Annotated in this window: 11 protein-coding genes; 7 read left to right on the forward strand and 4 right to left on the reverse strand. The window is 32.2% G+C overall.

Annotation, left to right across the window (positions count from 1 at the left end):
- Positions 1-85 precede the first annotated feature (85 nt).
- The 6 genes from ACXAG4_RS08625 to rlmB all read left to right on the forward strand — a co-directional run bounded on the left by ACXAG4_RS08625 (position 86) and on the right by rlmB (position 12,331).
- Positions 86-1,702, forward strand: coding sequence for a POTRA domain-containing protein (locus tag ACXAG4_RS08625; protein WP_475295670.1), 1,617 nt, complete (start codon positions 86-88; stop codon positions 1,700-1,702).
- A 147-nt stretch (positions 1,703-1,849) separates the two neighbouring features.
- Entirely contained in the window at positions 1,850-5,032 is a 3,183-nt protein-coding gene (locus ACXAG4_RS08630) for a SusC/RagA family TonB-linked outer membrane protein (protein ID WP_475295671.1), read from the forward strand.
- Positions 5,033-5,038: 6 nt separating this feature from the next.
- A complete protein-coding gene (locus tag ACXAG4_RS08635) occupies positions 5,039-6,514 on the forward strand; it encodes a RagB/SusD family nutrient uptake outer membrane protein (RefSeq protein WP_475295672.1) in 1,476 nt (491 codons plus the stop codon).
- A gap of 300 nt (positions 6,515-6,814) precedes the next feature.
- The gene (locus ACXAG4_RS08640; protein ID WP_475295673.1) at positions 6,815-10,018 is read left to right on the forward strand and encodes a SusC/RagA family TonB-linked outer membrane protein; all 3,204 of its coding nucleotides are present in this window, start codon (positions 6,815-6,817) and stop codon (positions 10,016-10,018) included.
- A gap of 17 nt (positions 10,019-10,035) precedes the next feature.
- The gene (locus ACXAG4_RS08645; RefSeq protein WP_475295674.1) at positions 10,036-11,511 is read left to right on the forward strand and encodes a RagB/SusD family nutrient uptake outer membrane protein; all 1,476 of its coding nucleotides are present in this window, start codon (positions 10,036-10,038) and stop codon (positions 11,509-11,511) included.
- Between the two features lie 73 nt (positions 11,512-11,584).
- Positions 11,585-12,331 carry a 23S rRNA (guanosine(2251)-2'-O)-methyltransferase RlmB gene (gene rlmB, locus ACXAG4_RS08650; RefSeq protein ID WP_475295675.1) on the forward strand — a complete coding sequence of 249 codons (747 nt, stop codon included), beginning with the start codon at positions 11,585-11,587 and terminating at the stop codon, positions 12,329-12,331.
- A 17-nt stretch (positions 12,332-12,348) separates the two neighbouring features.
- Here rlmB and ACXAG4_RS08655 read toward each other — a convergent pair whose 3' ends face one another.
- A complete protein-coding gene (locus ACXAG4_RS08655; protein ID WP_475295676.1) occupies positions 12,349-13,071 on the reverse strand; it encodes a rhomboid family intramembrane serine protease in 723 nt (240 codons plus the stop codon).
- Between the two features lie 176 nt (positions 13,072-13,247).
- On the opposite strand from ACXAG4_RS08655, the gene ACXAG4_RS08660 reads away from it, so the two are divergent.
- The gene (locus ACXAG4_RS08660; protein WP_475295677.1) at positions 13,248-14,528 is read left to right on the forward strand and encodes a replication-associated recombination protein A; all 1,281 of its coding nucleotides are present in this window, start codon (positions 13,248-13,250) and stop codon (positions 14,526-14,528) included.
- A gap of 14 nt (positions 14,529-14,542) precedes the next feature.
- On the opposite strand, the gene ACXAG4_RS08665 is transcribed toward ACXAG4_RS08660, so the two are convergent.
- From ACXAG4_RS08665 to ACXAG4_RS08675, 3 genes are read right to left on the reverse strand one after another with little or no spacing between them, the layout of a single operon-like run.
- Positions 14,543-15,400 (reverse strand): hypothetical protein, encoded by an 858-nt coding sequence (locus tag ACXAG4_RS08665; RefSeq protein WP_475295678.1) that lies wholly within the window; start codon positions 15,398-15,400, stop codon positions 14,543-14,545.
- Between the two features lie 42 nt (positions 15,401-15,442).
- Positions 15,443-16,129, reverse strand: coding sequence for a YjjG family noncanonical pyrimidine nucleotidase (locus tag ACXAG4_RS08670; RefSeq protein WP_475295679.1), 687 nt, complete (start codon positions 16,127-16,129; stop codon positions 15,443-15,445).
- On the reverse strand, positions 16,122-17,423 hold the full coding sequence (locus ACXAG4_RS08675; RefSeq protein ID WP_475295680.1) for a polysaccharide deacetylase family protein: 1,302 nt from the start codon (positions 17,421-17,423) through the stop codon (positions 16,122-16,124). Before ACXAG4_RS08675 ends, ACXAG4_RS08670 begins: the two co-directional genes overlap by 8 nt.
- Positions 17,424-17,426 lie beyond the last annotated feature (3 nt).

Raw genomic sequence — 17,426 nt, forward strand, 5'->3', positions numbered from 1 at the left:
AAAACCTCAAAACACTACTGTGAAAAAACACTATTTGCTTTTCCTTTTATTATTTAGCTGTTTTTTTTATGCGGTTAGTCAAAATTTGAATTTGAAAATCTACGGAAATTCACAATATGAAACATCTGTTATTGATTCATTAAACTACACCAAGCAACACAAAGATTTATCAGCTATTAAAACCGAAATAAACACAACATTAAAAACACTATATAAAATAGGTTATTTAGAAAGTAACCCTGAGCCAATAACCAAAATTAATGACAGCACATTTAGGTGTAAAATACATTTAAACAATTTATATAAAAACTTGACAGTTTATAATACTGCAGAGACAAACATTATTAAAGAAACTTTAGGTAACAAATACAAACCCCCGTTTAAGTTGAAATTTTCTGAAATAGAACCTACTTTAAACAATTTAAATAAAAAAATAATAGAAAAGGGTTTTCCCTTCACAATACTAAAACTTGATAATTTAAGAATTACAAATAAAAAAACGGTAGTTGCCAATTTAGTGGTTGAAAAAAAAACAAAAAAACGAACTACAGACGCTATTATTGTTAAAGGCTATGAGAAGTTTCCAAAATCATTCTTGAAACATTATTTAAAAATTAAAACAAAACAACCTTTCAACATAAACAAGATAAAAAAACAAGCGCAAGCATTACAAATGCTAACATTTGCTTCTGAAATAAAAACACCCGAAGTTTTATTTACTAAAGATTCCACCACTCTTTATCTGTATCTTAAAAAAAAACAAAGTAATACTTTTGACGGTTTTTTAGGATTTGGAACTAACGAAGAAACTAATAAAATTGAATTTGACGGCTATTTAAACCTGAACCTCACTAATAATTTAAACTTTGGAGAATCATTTCAACTCTTATACAAAAGCGACGAAAACGACCAAAAAACATTTAACGCAAACCTATCATTACCATACATATTTAAACTACCCATTGGAATAGATTTAGCTTTAAATATTTTCAAAAAAGACTCTACCTTCTCAACAGCCACACAAAGTACTAAATTACACTACCAAATAAACCCTAAACACAAGTTTTACGCTGGCATAGTTAACGAAACATCAAGCAACCTATTAAACTCTAATACGCAAAAAACTATTTTTGATTACAAAAAAAACTACTTAAGCTTAGCCTATCAATACACAAAGCCACAAAGCAACGATGTTCTTTTTCCAACAAATGCTTTTTTTTATATTGAAAGTAATTTTGGCAACCGTAAAGAAGCAAACAGCGCAGAAAAACAAAATTCACAAAACATAAATGCATTTAAAATTTTCAACTTAAACACCAAAAACAGTTTATATATTGGAGTGAACGGTTCTACAATTAACTCAAATACATTTTTTGAAAATGAATTATTAAGATTTGGTGGCATTAACTCAATTAGAGGTTTTGAAGAAAATAGTCTTTACGCAACACTTTTTGGTGTTATAAATACAGAATACAGATTAAAACTAAATAACAGTATTTACTTACACAGTGTAATTGATGCAGCCTATTATGAAAATGACATCATAAATAGTAAAGAAAAACTTTTTGGTTATGGTTTTGGGTTTGGCATTTTAACTAAATCTGGTTTATTCAAACTAAATTACGCCAATGGTAAAACCGAAAACCAACAATTCAAATTCTCCAACTCAAAAGTTCACATTAGTTTAACTACAATTTTTTAAAAAAAAAGCTTTACATAAATAAAATTTAAAGCAATTCACTGTTTTTTGTTAATTTTTCACTCATAAAAACAAGTTTTAACCAAAATTTATTGTTTTATTAACTTTTTATTTTGATTTTTGACATTGACTAATTCAAATAATTATAAAATGAAAACAAAGTTTAGTGGAATTCTAACGCTATTGCTTGCGTTAGTTGTGCATATTTCTTTTGCACAAGAAAAGACTATTTCTGGTACGGTAACAGATGAATCTGGCCTACCATTACCAGGAACAACCGTCTTAGTTAAAGGTACCACATCTGGTACATCAACAGATTTTGATGGTAAATACTCTATAAAAGCAAGCCAAGGCTCTGTACTTGTGTTTAGTTTTGTAGGTTACACCACCAAAGAAGCAACTGTTGGAGCTTCAAATACTATTAATTTAACCATGCAAGAAGATGCCGCTTCTTTAGAAGAGGTTGTTGTCGTTGCCTATGGTACTCAAAAGAAAGAAGAGATTACAGGATCTGTAACAACAATAAAAACTGAAGAGTTAAGCAATGTTCCTTCAGCATCTGTAGTACAAGGACTTGTTGGACAAGTTTCTGGTGTTCAAATCATAAACCAATCTGGTGCTCCTGGTGCTGACCCAACTGTTCGATTTAGAGGTATTGGCTCTATTAATTCTTCAAGCGCTCCATTATACGTAGTTGATGGCATAGTTTTCAACGGAAATTTAAACGCCATAAACCCGCAAGATATTGAGTCTATGACGTTTTTAAAAGATGCATCTGCAAACGCTTTATATGGTAGTAGAGGTGCAAATGGTGTTATTATCATTACTACAAAAAAAGGCTCTTCTGAAAAATTAGAAGTTACACTAGATACTAAAGTAGGTTTTAATTACAGAGCTGTACCTGAATATGATATTATCACTGATTCTGGCCGTTACTACGAAGCTGTTTTTGACAGAACTAGATTAGACTTAATCAATGGAGGGGCTACTGCCGCTGATGCTGCTCAAACAGCTGCTGCAAATATCGTTTCTAACCCAGATTTCCCTCTTGGTTACAATAGTTTTAATGTTTCTGAAGGTCAAATAATTGACCCACTTACAGGAAGAATAAACCCTTCTGCTAATTTATTATATCAAGACAGCTGGTTAGACGAGTCTTACAGAACAGGGGTTAGACACGAAAACTATCTAAGTTTACGTTACAGAAATGAAAAACTAAGCACTTTCTTATCATTAGGACACCTTGATGATGAAGGAATTATAGTAAATTCTGGTTTTGAAAGAATCACTGCAAGACTTAGCTCCGAATATCAAGCAAAAGATTGGTTAAAATTTAGCGCTGGTATTAATTATTCAAATACTGTTGCGGACAATCCACTTGGAGGTTTTGGCTCTAATAGCGTTAGCAACATTGCTGGTTGGGCTCGAGGAACTGCTCCTATTTACCCTGTATACAGTAGAGATGCAAACGGTAATTACATACTTGACTCAAATGGAAAAAGAATATTTGATTTTGGATTAGGCACTGGTGGTGCTGTTGGTACTAGACCTAGTTTTAAATCAAACTCAAACCCTGTAGGAACAAGTAAATTAGATGTTAATGATAATATCTCAGACAACCTTTCTGGTAGATTTAGTGTTTCTGCAAAATTTTTAAGAGATTTTGAATTTACTTACAATGTATCAGCTGATTTAACACTTGCCAACATTACAAGATATGCAACTCCTGAAGGAGGTGATGCACTTTCTTTTAATGGAAGAATAACAACTAGATCTAACAGAGGTATAACAGTTGCACACCAACAATTATTAAATTGGAATAAAGATTTAGGAAAACATAGCCTATCTGTTTTAGTTGGACATGAAAGTAACGACTATAATTTTAGACTTTTAGCTGGACAAGTTACTGAAACTGTACTAACAGGATTACCTGTTTTGAATAACGGTACTAACATTCAGTTTTTAACAGGTTATCAAAAAGACTACACCGTAGAAGGTTATTTATCTAGATTAACTTACGATTTTGATGACAAATACTTTCTAAACGCAAGTTTTAGAAGAGATGGTTCTTCTGTATTTCACCCAGACAATAGATGGGGTAATTTTTATGGCTTAGGTGGAGCTTGGTCTGTTCATAAAGAAGATTTTTTCAATGTTTCTTGGTTAAACAGCTTACGTTTAAAAGCTAGTTATGGTCAACAAGGAAATGACGCTATTCTTTATGAAGACACTAGAACAATAGTTGGTGATAATGATAATCGTAATTACTATGCTTATACAAACCAATCTGATATTATTAATGCTGGTGGTAACATTCCTGGAATAACTTTCTTCCAACTAGGAAACAAAGATTTAGTTTGGGAAACATCAACAAACATAAATGCCGGTTTAGAGTTTTCTTTATTTAACAATAGATTGACTTTTAACGGAGAATATTTTATTAGAGAAGTTGAAGACTTATTATTCTTTGAACCATTAGCACAAAGTGATGGTGTAGGAACAAAACCAGCTAACGTTGGTGATATGGAAAATAAAGGTTTTGAAGTTTCATTATCTGGAGATATAATATCAACAGAAGACTTTCAATGGTTTCTATCATTAAATGGTACTCACTATAAAAATGAAATAACATCTTTACCTGAAGAATTCATTGACGACGGTTTATTCAGGCTTCAAGAAGGTAAATCTAGATATGATTATTTCATTAGAGAGTTTGCAGGAGTAGATGAAGCTAATGGTGATGGCCTATGGTATACAGACATTTTAGAAAATGGAGAACCTACTGGCGAAAGAGAAACTACTAACGACAGAGTTAGCGCTACTGAATACTTTGTTGGTAAATCTGCTATACCTGATTTATACGGAGGATTCTCAACAAATTTTAGATATAAAAACTTTTCATTAGGAATTAACTTTTCTTATCAAATTGGGGGGTATGGTTATGACGGTGTTTACCAAAACTTATTAGGAACAACATCTGCTGGAGATAATTTCCACAATGATGTATTTAAATCTTGGACACCAGAAAACCCAACAGCATCAATACCTAGATTAGATATTAGTGATGTAAATCAAGCAGGAACATCTTCATTTTTCCTTGTTGATGCTTCTTATTTAAATCTTCAAAATGTAACCTTAACTTACAACTTTAACAACAAGTTATTAGATCGTTTAGGCATAACTGGAGCAAAAATATATGCTACAGGAAACAACCTCCATTTATGGTCAAAAGCCAGAAAAGGATACGATCCTAGATTAAGTATTACTGGTAATGCCATTAATGAATTTGGTTTATCTAGAACTACTTCTTTAGGTTTAACTCTTAATTTCTAAAAAACTATGAAAAAATTAAAATTTTTATTTATAATATTATTGGGAGGTCTTTTCTCTTGTGAAGAAGACTTCTTAGATACTGAACCTGCAAATTCTATTTCGGATGAACAGGTTGCTAGTACTCCTGCTGCTAATCAAGCTATTTTGAGAGGTATATATGCCAATTTAAGAACCAATGGAGTTGGTAATCCTGCTCGAGTAGATGTAGATTATGGTCAAAAAGGTATTATGGCCATTACTGATATGATGGGTCAAGATATTGTTTTAAATAATTTCAATTGGTATATATTTTTATATAATTATAACGGGAGACAACAAACAAGCTCAAGAACAAACATTGTTTGGAATACTTATTATACAGCTATCGCTGATGCAAATATTGTTATTAATGGTTTGCAAGATAAAGAATTTAGAACAGCAAGTGAAGATGCATTACTTGGTCAAGCTTTAGCTATAAAGTCATTTTCTTTATTTAACTTAGTCCGTGTTTATTCAGACACTTACATAGGTAATGAAAATTCACCAGGTGTACCAATTCCAGATCGTATTGATTTTTCAGGAAAGAGTAGAGGAACAGTACAAGATGTTTATGACCAGATTATCCCTGATTTAGAACAAGCAAAAACTCTTTTAGACGAGTACTCTAGAGCTAACAAACAAGAGATAGATAAAAATGTTGTAGAAGGTTTTCTTGCAAATGTTTATTTAGAAACTGGTAATTGGCAATTAGCTGCAGATAACGCTGCTGCTGCTAGGTCATCATATACTTTAATGCCTGGTGAAAATTACGCTACTGATGGGTTTGATGATATAAACAATGTTGAATGGATGTGGGGTGCAGATATAGACAACCTAACTTCTACTACATTTATTTCTTTCTTTTCTCACTTTGATAGTACTGCTGATGGTTATGGAGGTGTAGGTTTTGGGTTTGGGTTTAAAATGATTGACGCTAGATTATATGACCAAATTCCTGATACTGACTTACGTAAAGCAGCATGGATCGATCCTGTAGATGGCAACCCAGATTTTCCTGCTGAAGAAGGTTACATTGGATATGCTAACGTTAAATTTATTGATGCTGGCGGATCATTCGAGGGAGATTATTCGTACATGAGATCTGCTGAAATGTACCTAATTGAGGCAGAAGCTAAAGCTAGATTAGGAGACGCAACTGCTGCCGATGTTTTGTTTGAGTTAGTGAGCAACAGAGATCCTGGCTACACAAAATCAACTAATACGGGAATGGATTTAGTTGAAGAAATATATTTACAAAGAAGAATTGAACTATGGGGCGAAGGTGTTTCTTGGTTTGATTTAAAAAGGTTAAAGAAACCTTTAGATAGAACTGGAGAGGGCTCTAACCACAGAAGTTTTGGAGCAATAGACATTCCTGTTGGAGGTGATTTCTTTAAAATGCAAATACCGCAAGGGGAAATCAATTCTAACCCTAACATAAACGTTGGTGATCAAAACCCATAATTTCAGCTCTAATTAAAACAGAGTAAAATATAAACCACCCTTTATAGGGTGGTTTTTTTATTATATTAGATTATAACTTCAAAACTTAGCTGTATAAAATAAAGCTCAAAAACCAAAACTTACATTAACATTGTAAAATAATGATTAAACGCACACTCATTTATTAATATATAATTTAAAGCTACATATTTTATAAAATACACATATTTTAACACAAATCAGAAAGTTTTAAGTCAAATTTATTGTTTTATTAACATTTTATTATGATTTTTGGAGTTGACTAATTCAAATAATTATAATATGAAAACAAAATTCAAAGGAATTTTAATGCTATTTCTAGCATTTGTTGTGCAACTCTCTTTTGCTCAAGACAAGAAAATTTCGGGTGTTGTTAGTGATGAAAGTGGGCTACCACTTCCAGGAACTACAGTTTTGGTTAAGGGATCAACATCAGGAACTTCAACAGATTTTGATGGTAGATATACCATAAACGCCAGCCAAGGTGCTACTTTAGTTTATAGTTTTGTAGGCTACGTTACTAAAGAAGTTACTATTGGAGCTTCAAACACAATTAATGTAGTAATGAGCGAAGATGCAGCTGCTCTAGAAGAAGTTGTTGTTGTTGCTTATGGCACACAAAAAAGAGAATCAATTACTGGTTCTGTTAGTGTAATTAAATCTGATCAAATTGAAAATGCCACATTCTCAAACCCTGTTAAAAGTTTAGAAGGTTTAGTATCAGGACTTAGAGTTATTCAAGCTAATGGTCAACCAGGTTCAGATCCTTTAATTAGAATTAGAGGTTTTGGTTCTATTAATGCTGATAGCGCTCCTCTTATAGTTTTAGATGGAGTTCCTTACTCTGGGAGTTTAAGCAGTATAAACCCTCAAGATATTGAATCTACAACGGTTTTAAAAGACGCTTCTTCTACATCTTTATATGGTAATAAAGCCTCAAATGGTGTTTTATTAATTACCACAAAAAGTGGAAAAAAGAATAGAAAACCAAAAATAAGTATAGATACTAGATATGGTTTAACACAAAGAGCTACAAAGGAATATAACATAACTGAAACACCTCAGGAATTCTACGAAGCTTACCATAGTGTTTTAACAAATTCAGAGTTTTATCGCCAAAATGAAGCTGGAACTCCTATAAGTATAGAACAAGCTAGACAATTTGCTTCAGATAATTTAATTGACAGATTAGGTTACAACTTATATGATGTTGCAGATAACGTACTAATTGATCCTACAACAGGTAAACTTAATACTTCAGCAAATTTATTAGTAAATGATAGATGGGAAGATGCTTTATTTAGAGACAATGCTTCTTTTAGTTCAACTAATTTAAATATTTCAGGTGGGTCTGAAAATATAGACTATTATTTCTCATTAGGTACTGAAGAAAACAATGGCTACACAGTAAGAAGTAATTTTAAGAGACACACTTCTAGATTAAAAGTAAATGCTACTAATATAGCAGATATTATTACTTTAACAGGAGATGTTGCTTATGCAAAATCTAAAAGTCAAGCTGTACCTAGTACTGTTACTGCGGCAGGTGTACCAACAACAAACTTTGCAAATGCTTTTTTCTGGAACAGAAGAATTGCACCAATTTACCCTGTTTATCAGTATGATGAAAATTGGAACCACATCTTAAACCCAAATAACCCAAATGGTTATGCATATGACTTTGGTCAACCACAAAACTTCGCTAACGGTACAAGTAGAGGCCCAAGAAACTATGCTCCAGGAGAACACCCTCTTGCAGTAATTGAAAACTCAATCGATACTAATGATAGAGACAACTTTAATGCAGCCTTAAGAGCTCAGGTAGATTTACCTTTCGGTTTCAAATTTCAATACGTAATGAATTACTTAACCGAAGTTGATAAAGGTATAGATTTTACAAAACCAGGAGCTGGTGCTTTTGCCGAAGCTAATAATGGTTTACTAACAAATAACAGAGATAATTTTTCTGCTTTTACAAATCAGCAATTATTAACTTGGAATAAAGAATTTGGAATTCATAGTTTTGATGTGCTTTTAGGTCATGAAACATATGAAGAAAACTTTACTACACTTTCTCTTTCTAAAAGAAACATCATAGGAGATTTTAGCCCTATCTTAGATAATACATCAGTATATGCTTCTGCAAGTAATTACAATACAAACTACACTACTGAAGGTTACTTCTCAAGATTTATTTACGGCTTAGATAACACTTACTATGTTAATTTAACAGCAAGACATGATGCGTCATCTGTTTTCCATCCAGATGCACGTTGGGGTACTTTTTGGTCTGCTGGTGCATCTTGGGTAATCAGTAATGAAGACTTCTTAAGCAATTCCTCTGTAATAAATTATGCTAAATTAGCTTTAAACTATGGTACTACAGGTAACGATAGAATATTTTATGAAGGAACCTCTACAAGAAACTTAGTTGCATATGAAGATCAATATGAAATTGGTGAAAATAATGGCCAACTTACACAAAAACTTTACAGCTTAGGTAGTAAAGATATCACTTGGGAAAAAGCAGCCAGTCTTGATATTGCCTATGAAATGAGTTTATTTAACAGCTTAAATGTATCGTTAGGGTACTTTAGAAAAGAATCTGAAGACTTATTATTCAGCAAACCATTACAAATATCTACGGGTCAAGGCTCTAGACCAGAGAATTTTGGTTCCATGGTTAATAGTGGTTTTGAAGCTGAAGTTTCTTGGAATGCTGTTAAGAAAGAAAAATTTAATGTTTCTTTTAACGCTAACGTTTCTACACTTAAAAATGAAATTACTGAACTACCAAGAGACTCCATCCAATCAGGTAACTTCCGCAGAGTAGTAGGTAGAAGTATCTTTGATTATTTTATGGTACAATCTGCTGGTGTAAATGCTGATAATGGTAACGCTCAATATTATACTACTGACGAAACAACAGGCGAAAGAATTATAACAGAAGATTACGCTGATGCTGTTAGTAACGGAAGAGCATTTTTAGATAAAACGGCAATTCCTGACATTACAGGAGGTTTTGGAACTAACATAACTTTTGGAAACTTTTCACTTGGATTACAGTTTGCCTACCAAATAGGTGGTTATGGTATTGACAATGAATATTACGGTTTATTAGGAGCTACGCAAAATGTAACAAATTTTGCTGATTATAACAAAACTTGGACTGTAGATAACCCTACAGCTAGCTTACCAAGAGTTGACCCATTAAGTCCAGACCAATATAGAGTATCTGATATGTGGCTTGTAGACCTAAGTTACCTAAGTTTAAACAACATAAACTTTGGTTACACTTTACAAACCGAAGCGCTTAAAAAATATCACATAGAAAATATTAGACTATATGGAACCGTTAATAATGCATTTTTATTATATAGAGCTAGACAAGGTTATGACCCACGTCTCAACTCAGTAGGATCTTCTTCAGCTGAGTATGGAGCCAACAGAACTATTGCTTTTGGTGTGAATATTAATCTTAATTAAAAAAAAATTAGAAAAAGATGAAAGAAAATAAATTTATAAAAATGAATTTTGGCAGATACTTTGCTTACATCATCACTTTAACATGTTTTGTTTCTTGTGCTGATTTTGACAGAGATTTTGAAGAAGAAAGATACTTTACTTCTTCACATGCCGAAGCAAATAACGCTGCTGGAGGTACTGTTGGTTTGCAAGCTCTTGATGGTGCAATATTATCATACCTCAGAGATGGCGAAGATGTAACAGATGAGTTTGGTATTAAAGCTGTTGACTTAGGAATGGATTTAAGAAGTAATGATATGGACATGAGTAGAAACACCTGGTTTGGTGCTTTTAACAATTATGACAACATCATTCTTACTTCTAACGACAATGACTTTATGTGGGAGTTTTTCTATAAAGTTATAAATAATGCAAATGGTATTATTAACACAATACCTGAAGAATCGCCTGAAGAAACATTAATTTTTAAATATAAATCTCATACTTATAGAGCAATAGCTTATTTCTACCTTTTAAGAATTTACCAACACACTAAAGCTAGTGATGATACAGAAGCTATTCCAATTGATTTTGGAGATTTTGTTGGGCAACCTAAGTCTACAGTAGGAGAAGTTAAAGAACTTATTTTAGAAGATTTAACTGCTGCATATAACGGCTTAGAAAACTACGAAAGAGATTCAAAAGAAGAAGTTGATGCTAGTGTAGTTGCTGCATATTTAGCACGTTTTCATCTAACTTATGAAAACTGGAGTGAAGCAGAAAAATATGCTGATATTGCAATGTCTGTTGGTAGCATAGAAAGTGATGTTATGCATGGCTTTGATGAACTTTCACTATCTGAAGTTATTTGGGGCGCAGAGGTAACTGAAGCAACAAGTGAAGTTTACCAATCTTTCTTCTCACATGTAAGTCAAATAAACGATGGTTACAGTGGTTGGAATCACTTTAAAACAGTTAACTCAAACCTTTATGACATGATACCTGATACTGATGTTAGAAAAGGTTGGTTTGCTGATCAGCAATATGACCCTGGTGTAATTTTAGTACCTGGTACTTGGGGACACTACAATATAACCCCTAAATACACTAGTTTGAAATTTATTGCACAACCAGGTCCTGGAGTTTTTATTGGTGATTACATTTATTTAAGAAATACAGAGTTTTATTTAACTAAAGCTGAAGCTTTAGCCAGACAAAACAAAGATACTGATGCACAACAAGTTCTTTTCGATTTAAACTCTGTTAGAGATGAAAACTATACATTATCTACAAAAACGGGGCAAGATTTAATTGATGAAATTTTAATGTACAGACGTATTGAATTATGGGGTGATGGTGTTGCTTCTTTCGATATGGCAAGATTAGGCATAGGATTGAATAGAAAAGATGGTAGAGAAAACTTAGTAATGCCTGGTGCAGATTTAGAAATTCCTGCTCTAGATGAAAAAATGATTTACCAAATTCCTATTAGAGAAGTTGATGCTGCAAACTAAACGCCTCTAATTTTACAAATTTAAATTAAAACCAGAGAAAATTTATTCTCTGGTTTTTTTATACCTTTACCCCATGCAAAACCAAACACAAATATTCGGTATTAGAGCCATTATTGAAGCCATAAACGCTGGAAAAACCTTAGATAAAGTTTTTTTACAAAAAGGGTTAAAAGGCGATTTGTATTCTGAATTAGAAACTCTTATTAGAAAACAAAGCATCAACATGGCTTACGTGCCTGTAGAAAAATTAAACAGGCTCACTAAAAAAAATCATCAAGGTGCGGTTGCAAATATTTCACCGGTGGATTTTCTTGATATTGAAGATTTGGTTTTAAACACTATTGAAGCTGGTAAAACGCCACTATTTTTACTATTAGATCAGTTGAGCGATGTTAGAAATTTTGGCGCTATTATAAGAACTGCAGAATGCACTGGTGTTAACGGTATTATTTTTCAGAAAAAAGGTGGCGCTCCTGTTAACGGAGATACTATTAAAACAAGTGCTGGTGCCGTTTTTAAAATGCCTTTATGCAAAGTAGACCATATAAAAGATGCTGTTTTTTACATGCAAGCATCGGGTATAAAAGTTATTGCTGCAACTGAAAAAACAGACAATACATTATATGATGTTTCTTTTAATGAACCATGTGCTATTATTATGGGCTCTGAAGATAGAGGTATAAATCCGTCTACATTAAAAGTGGTTGATGAGAAAGCTAAACTACCGTTGTTGGGCGATATTGAATCGTTAAACGTTTCTGTGGCTTGTGGTGCTTTTTTATATGAAGCAGTGCGCCAAAGAATTTTAAACGATAATTAATATTTTTTTGATTTAATTTACTCGTTTTCCTTTTTATAAATGTAATTTATTGTTGCATTTTCATCTGTTTCTTCTGGTGATTTTGTTTCAATAAAATTACCATCTTCATCAAAATGCTTTAAAAAAGGGTCGTCGTTTTCATTATAATTATCGTTTTCCCAATCGTACTTTTTGGGTTTTGCAATATTACTTTTAAACAGTAAGGCAAATATAAAACCTGTTATTAATCCTGCTAAATGCCCTTCCCAAGACACACCTTCTTTAATAGGCATTACATACCAAACCATACTACCATACAAAAACACAACCAATAAACTTAGGGCTATTAAACGGTAATGTTTTGCAAAAATACCTTTAAAAAAAGTAAAACTTACAAGTACATAAATAAGGCCACTTGCACCTATGTGATATGATGGCCTGCCAATACACCAGGTTATAAAACCAGAAACTAAAATACCATAAATTAAAATTTTCCAAGCTAAAGCTCTGTAGAAGTAAAATAAAGCCATGCTTAACACAAAAAGCGGTACTGTATTATGATATAAATGCTCTATACTACCATGAATAAACGGGCTAAACACAATACCTCGTAACCCTTTTAAGCTTAGTGGATAGATGCCATATTTATTAAAACTTGTATGAAACTGCACCTCAAAAGACATAACAGACCATATTATTAACACAAAAAATATTGGGTATGCTATTACGCCAGTACTAAATGTAAAATGCTTGTTGCTCATAATACTAAAATAGCAAATAATAAACCATTTATAATAAAGGTGTTATTTTGGCAGATATGTGCGTGAGGGATTGCAGCGGTATCCTTTTTTGAGGTACGATAAAAAGATTTAGCGGAAAGCCCGACCCAAATGTATTTGGGGCACGCTATAACAAAAAAATAGATTAATTTTACTGTATGAATGAACCTTTAGCTGAAAGATTACGTCCAAAAACTTTACAAGATTATGTGAGCCAGAAGCATTTGGTTGGTGAAAATGGTGCTTTAACCAAAAGTTTAGAGCATGGTTTAATTCCGTCTATGATTTTTTGGGGGCCACCTGGTACCGGAAAAACTACTTTGGCTAATATTATTGCTACAGAATCTGGCAGACCATTTTACACTTTAAGCGCCATTAGTTCTGGCGTTAAGGAGGTGCGTGAAGTTATTGAAAAGGCTAAACAAAGTGGTGGACTTTTTACTACTAAAAACCCTATTTTGTTTATTGATGAAATTCATAGATTTAGCAAATCGCAACAAGATTCCTTATTGCAAGCCGTTGAGAAAGGTTGGGTTACTTTAATTGGCGCCACTACTGAAAACCCTAGTTTTGAGGTTATTTCTGCTCTGTTATCGCGTTGCCAAGTGTATATTTTAAATGCTTTTGAAAAAAAGGATTTAGAAACTTTACTTAACCGAGCTATTAAACATGATGAATTTTTAGCTAAAAAAAATATTACATTACAAGAAACTGCTGCGCTTTTAAGGCTTTCTGGTGGTGACGGACGCAAACTTTTAAATGTTTTTGAGCTTATTGTAAGTTCTTTTGAAAATGATAAAGATATTGTAATTACTGATGCTATTGTGCTTGAAAAAGTGCAAAATAACACGGTGCGTTATGATAAAACAGGTGAACAGCATTATGATATTATTTCGGCTTTTATAAAATCTATTAGAGGTAGTGACCCCAACGGTGCTGTATATTGGCTAGCTAGAATGATTGAAGGTGGTGAAGACATAAAGTTTATTGCCCGCCGTTTATTAATTTTAGCTAGTGAAGATATAGGTAATGCCAACCCAACGGCTTTGGTTATTGCTAACAATGCGTTTCAGGCAGTTGCTACTATTGGTTACCCGGAGTCTCGTATAATTTTAAGTCAATGCGCCACGTATTTAGCCTGCTCGCCAAAAAGCAATGCTGCTTATATGGCTATAAATGAAGCACAACAAAAAGTGCGCGAAACAGGCGATTTAAGTGTGCCCTTGCATATTAGAAATGCGCCAACAAAACTTATGAAAGAGCTTGGTTATGGCGAAAATTACAGGTATGCACATAATTATGAAAACAACTTTGCCCAACAGGAGTTTTTACCCAATGAAATTAAGAACACTACGTTTTATAAACCAGGAAATAACGCACGTGAAAACGCACACCGTGAATTTTTAAAACAACGCTGGAAAAATAAATACAACTACTAAACTATAATTTTTTATTAAAATTTAATGTTAAGTGTTTCCTGTTTTAACTGTCCGTTTTGGTAATACTCTAAAAACCAAGCAGTGTCTTTTTTGTATAAAATAGCCGAAGTATCTTCAACTAAATACACATTATTTAAACCTGTTGTTTTAATTTTATATACCACTTTAGGCGAACTATCAACTAACTGAAATCCGTTTTCAATAGCTTGGGCATATAAAACATTGCTAGTTGATTGTTGTACTACTTTTGTTGTTACTTTTTGAGTTTGTACTGTGATTTGAGCGGGCGTATTAACTTCAACTACTTGCTTTTTTGAAGTTTTTAAGCTTTCAATTTCTGCTTTTAAAGCTTCAATTCCTTTTGAAACTTCATTTTTTTCGGCTGCATTTTTTGGTTGTGCTTTTGCTACTGTAGAAATAGATGTAATAGCGTCACTTGGTTGGTAAGAGTAATTTAAGTTTGCTATGTGGTTAAACGCTGCTCTTAGGGCTAAATTATAAGCTTTATCATACTCTTTTTCTCTACTTTCACCAACTGGTGAGGTATACACTACCCTATCATTACAATCTTTTAATTCTACTTGTAGTTTGGTTTTAAACATTCCGGAATCTTTTAAAACATCAGATTTTAAACCTAAACATCTGTTAAATTTTAAATCGTCTGGATATTCTTCACCTTCCATAATAGCCGTAAAGCCATATTTATTGAATAAAAATTGCGCTAACCCATTTAATTGATACTGATTTTTTTCTTTTAAGAAATCAAATTTGTTGGGTACAATAACGTATTTGTAGTTGTTTAAATTTTGCTGCGCATAAACCGATGTAAAAAGTAAACAAGTAATTATTAAAGATATAAACTTAAATTTCATTGTATTTTTTATTATTAGTGGTATTTGTAAAGATACATTTTATTATAAATATTCTTTTAGCTGAATTAGATTATCTATTGTTTTAACGCCATTAGCCTGCGTTGTATTATTTACTTTTAAATAAATTACATCCATACCTATATTTTGAGCACCTACAATATCGGCTTCATAGCTATCACCTATCATAACACTACTTTCTGCATTAGCCTGTGCTTTATTTAATGCGAAATTGAAAATTTTAGGGTTTGGTTTTTTTACACCAACCATTTCAGAATTTGTTATGGTTTTAAAATAATGTAAAATATTAGATTTTGTTAATTTTTTATGCTGAACCTCATCAAAACCATTAGTTATTATGTGTAATTTATATTGATTTTGTAAATAATTCAAAACATTTACCGTGTTATCTAACAAATAATTATAGCTTGTTAAATGTTTGATATAATCATCAGATAGTTTTAATATTACTTCTTTTTCAACATATGTATTTAATGCTGAAAAAGCATCGTGAAGCCTACCAAAACGTAATGATTCTTTATCTATTTTTTCATCTCTATACAGCTTCCAATAATTAAGGTTTATAGGCTGGTAAGCTTTCAAAAACTCTTCAATATTAATATCAATATTATTAAGTGTGAATATTTTATTAAAGGTAAGTGCAGAGTTTTTATCAAAATCCCACAAAGTGTGGTCTAAATCAAAAAAAACATCGGTTATATTTTTAGTCATTTTGAGCAGATTCTATTATTATATTAAATAGTTCTTTAAATCCTTTCCACCTGTAAACATCAGAAAAGGTATAGTTATGAAAAACAGGCACAAACTGCCCATTTACTTGCTTTACTTGGTTAATAATTTTATAAAGCGTTTGTTTTTTATCTAATAATGAGCGGTTTTTTAATAATACAAAATCCATGATATGGTACGGGTGAATCATTAAAGGTGTTTGCACTTCATAATCTAAATCATAAAAAAGAAAAGGTGTGCAAGAACCTGCCCTAAATCCGGCATGGTTTACATAACCCATACTGTAATCTTCATTAATTTCTAAATCAACTAAATTCCTGTAAGATTCGGGTAAATTTAACCTAGAAAACGAATGTCTAGATGCTTGCAGAGACATGTTTACTATAGATTCTATTTTGTTTTTTTCTTTTTTTAGAATTTCAACATCATCAATAGCAAAATAAGATGCTTTAAGCCCTACATTACAATAATCGGCTACATGTTTAATTAAAGATATAAAGTTTTTTTTGTTTGGGTTTATACCTTTATCAAAGGTTGAATAATCGCCTAGTAAAAAGAAAAACAAAAACTTATAATCACTAGATTTTTGCCTATTTATTATATACTTAAATGTATCATACGGATCATGTTTTAAGCCTAAAAGCACTGCAAACCTTAAGTATAAACTTTTAAACCTAAACCTTAATACATCTTTTATAACGCCACCCATTGTACGTACAATACCTTTTAGCTTGTAATTGTAAGCACAAGGTACATCTATAATAGGTTTTATGCTGTATGTTCTTTCTGGAAATACAAAATCTGGAAACTGTAGCTGTAATGCAGCTTTAAATTTATATGCCCAAATATCTACAACCGGCTGATGCAAAAACCCATGTTTAAACGCCAAACTTTGTATTGCTGTAAAACGGCCATATTCATCTTTTACATGTGGCAAATACTCTTCATAACGAGATAGCATATAAAATGTAGCCGAAAATATATCAAAAGGTATAGCGCCCTTTTCGCCTATATAAAAGAAGCATTTGGTGTTTTCCCAATCGTGCACGTTTATACTGATGTCTGACAAACCCTGTTCAAACATTATTTCATGACTTTTTATAAAAAACTCATTACCTAATTGTTGTTTAGTGTATGACATTTTAAGGCTATCATGCGCTATAAATTTTTCAATGGTTGTTGTAAAATCTACTTCTATACCCAAAACACGTGTGCAAATATGCTTAAAAGCATACTTAACTCTTGGTGATATTTTATGTGTATAAACTAGTAACATTAC

Source organism: Seonamhaeicola sp. ABD4_175, from assembly GCF_056160885.1.

What these genes read in the sequence shown, in the direction of transcription:
- ACXAG4_RS08630 (WP_475295671.1), top strand. Translation starts at nt 1,850, where the DNA reads ATGAAAACAAAGTTTAGTGGAATTCTAACGCTATTGCTTGCGTTAGTT.
- ACXAG4_RS08635 (WP_475295672.1), top strand. Translation starts at nt 5,039, where the DNA reads ATGAAAAAATTAAAATTTTTATTTATAATATTATTGGGAGGTCTTTTC.
- ACXAG4_RS08640 (WP_475295673.1), top strand. Translation starts at nt 6,815, where the DNA reads ATGAAAACAAAATTCAAAGGAATTTTAATGCTATTTCTAGCATTTGTT.
- ACXAG4_RS08645 (WP_475295674.1), top strand. Translation starts at nt 10,036, where the DNA reads ATGAAAGAAAATAAATTTATAAAAATGAATTTTGGCAGATACTTTGCT.
- rlmB (WP_475295675.1), top strand. Translation starts at nt 11,585, where the DNA reads ATGCAAAACCAAACACAAATATTCGGTATTAGAGCCATTATTGAAGCC.
- ACXAG4_RS08655 (WP_475295676.1), bottom strand. Translation starts at nt 13,071, where the DNA reads ATGAGCAACAAGCATTTTACATTTAGTACTGGCGTAATAGCATACCCA.
- ACXAG4_RS08660 (WP_475295677.1), top strand. Translation starts at nt 13,248, where the DNA reads ATGAATGAACCTTTAGCTGAAAGATTACGTCCAAAAACTTTACAAGAT.
- ACXAG4_RS08665 (WP_475295678.1), bottom strand. Translation starts at nt 15,400, where the DNA reads ATGAAATTTAAGTTTATATCTTTAATAATTACTTGTTTACTTTTTACA.
- ACXAG4_RS08670 (WP_475295679.1), bottom strand. Translation starts at nt 16,129, where the DNA reads ATGACTAAAAATATAACCGATGTTTTTTTTGATTTAGACCACACTTTG.
- ACXAG4_RS08675 (WP_475295680.1), bottom strand. Translation starts at nt 17,423, where the DNA reads ATGTTACTAGTTTATACACATAAAATATCACCAAGAGTTAAGTATGCT.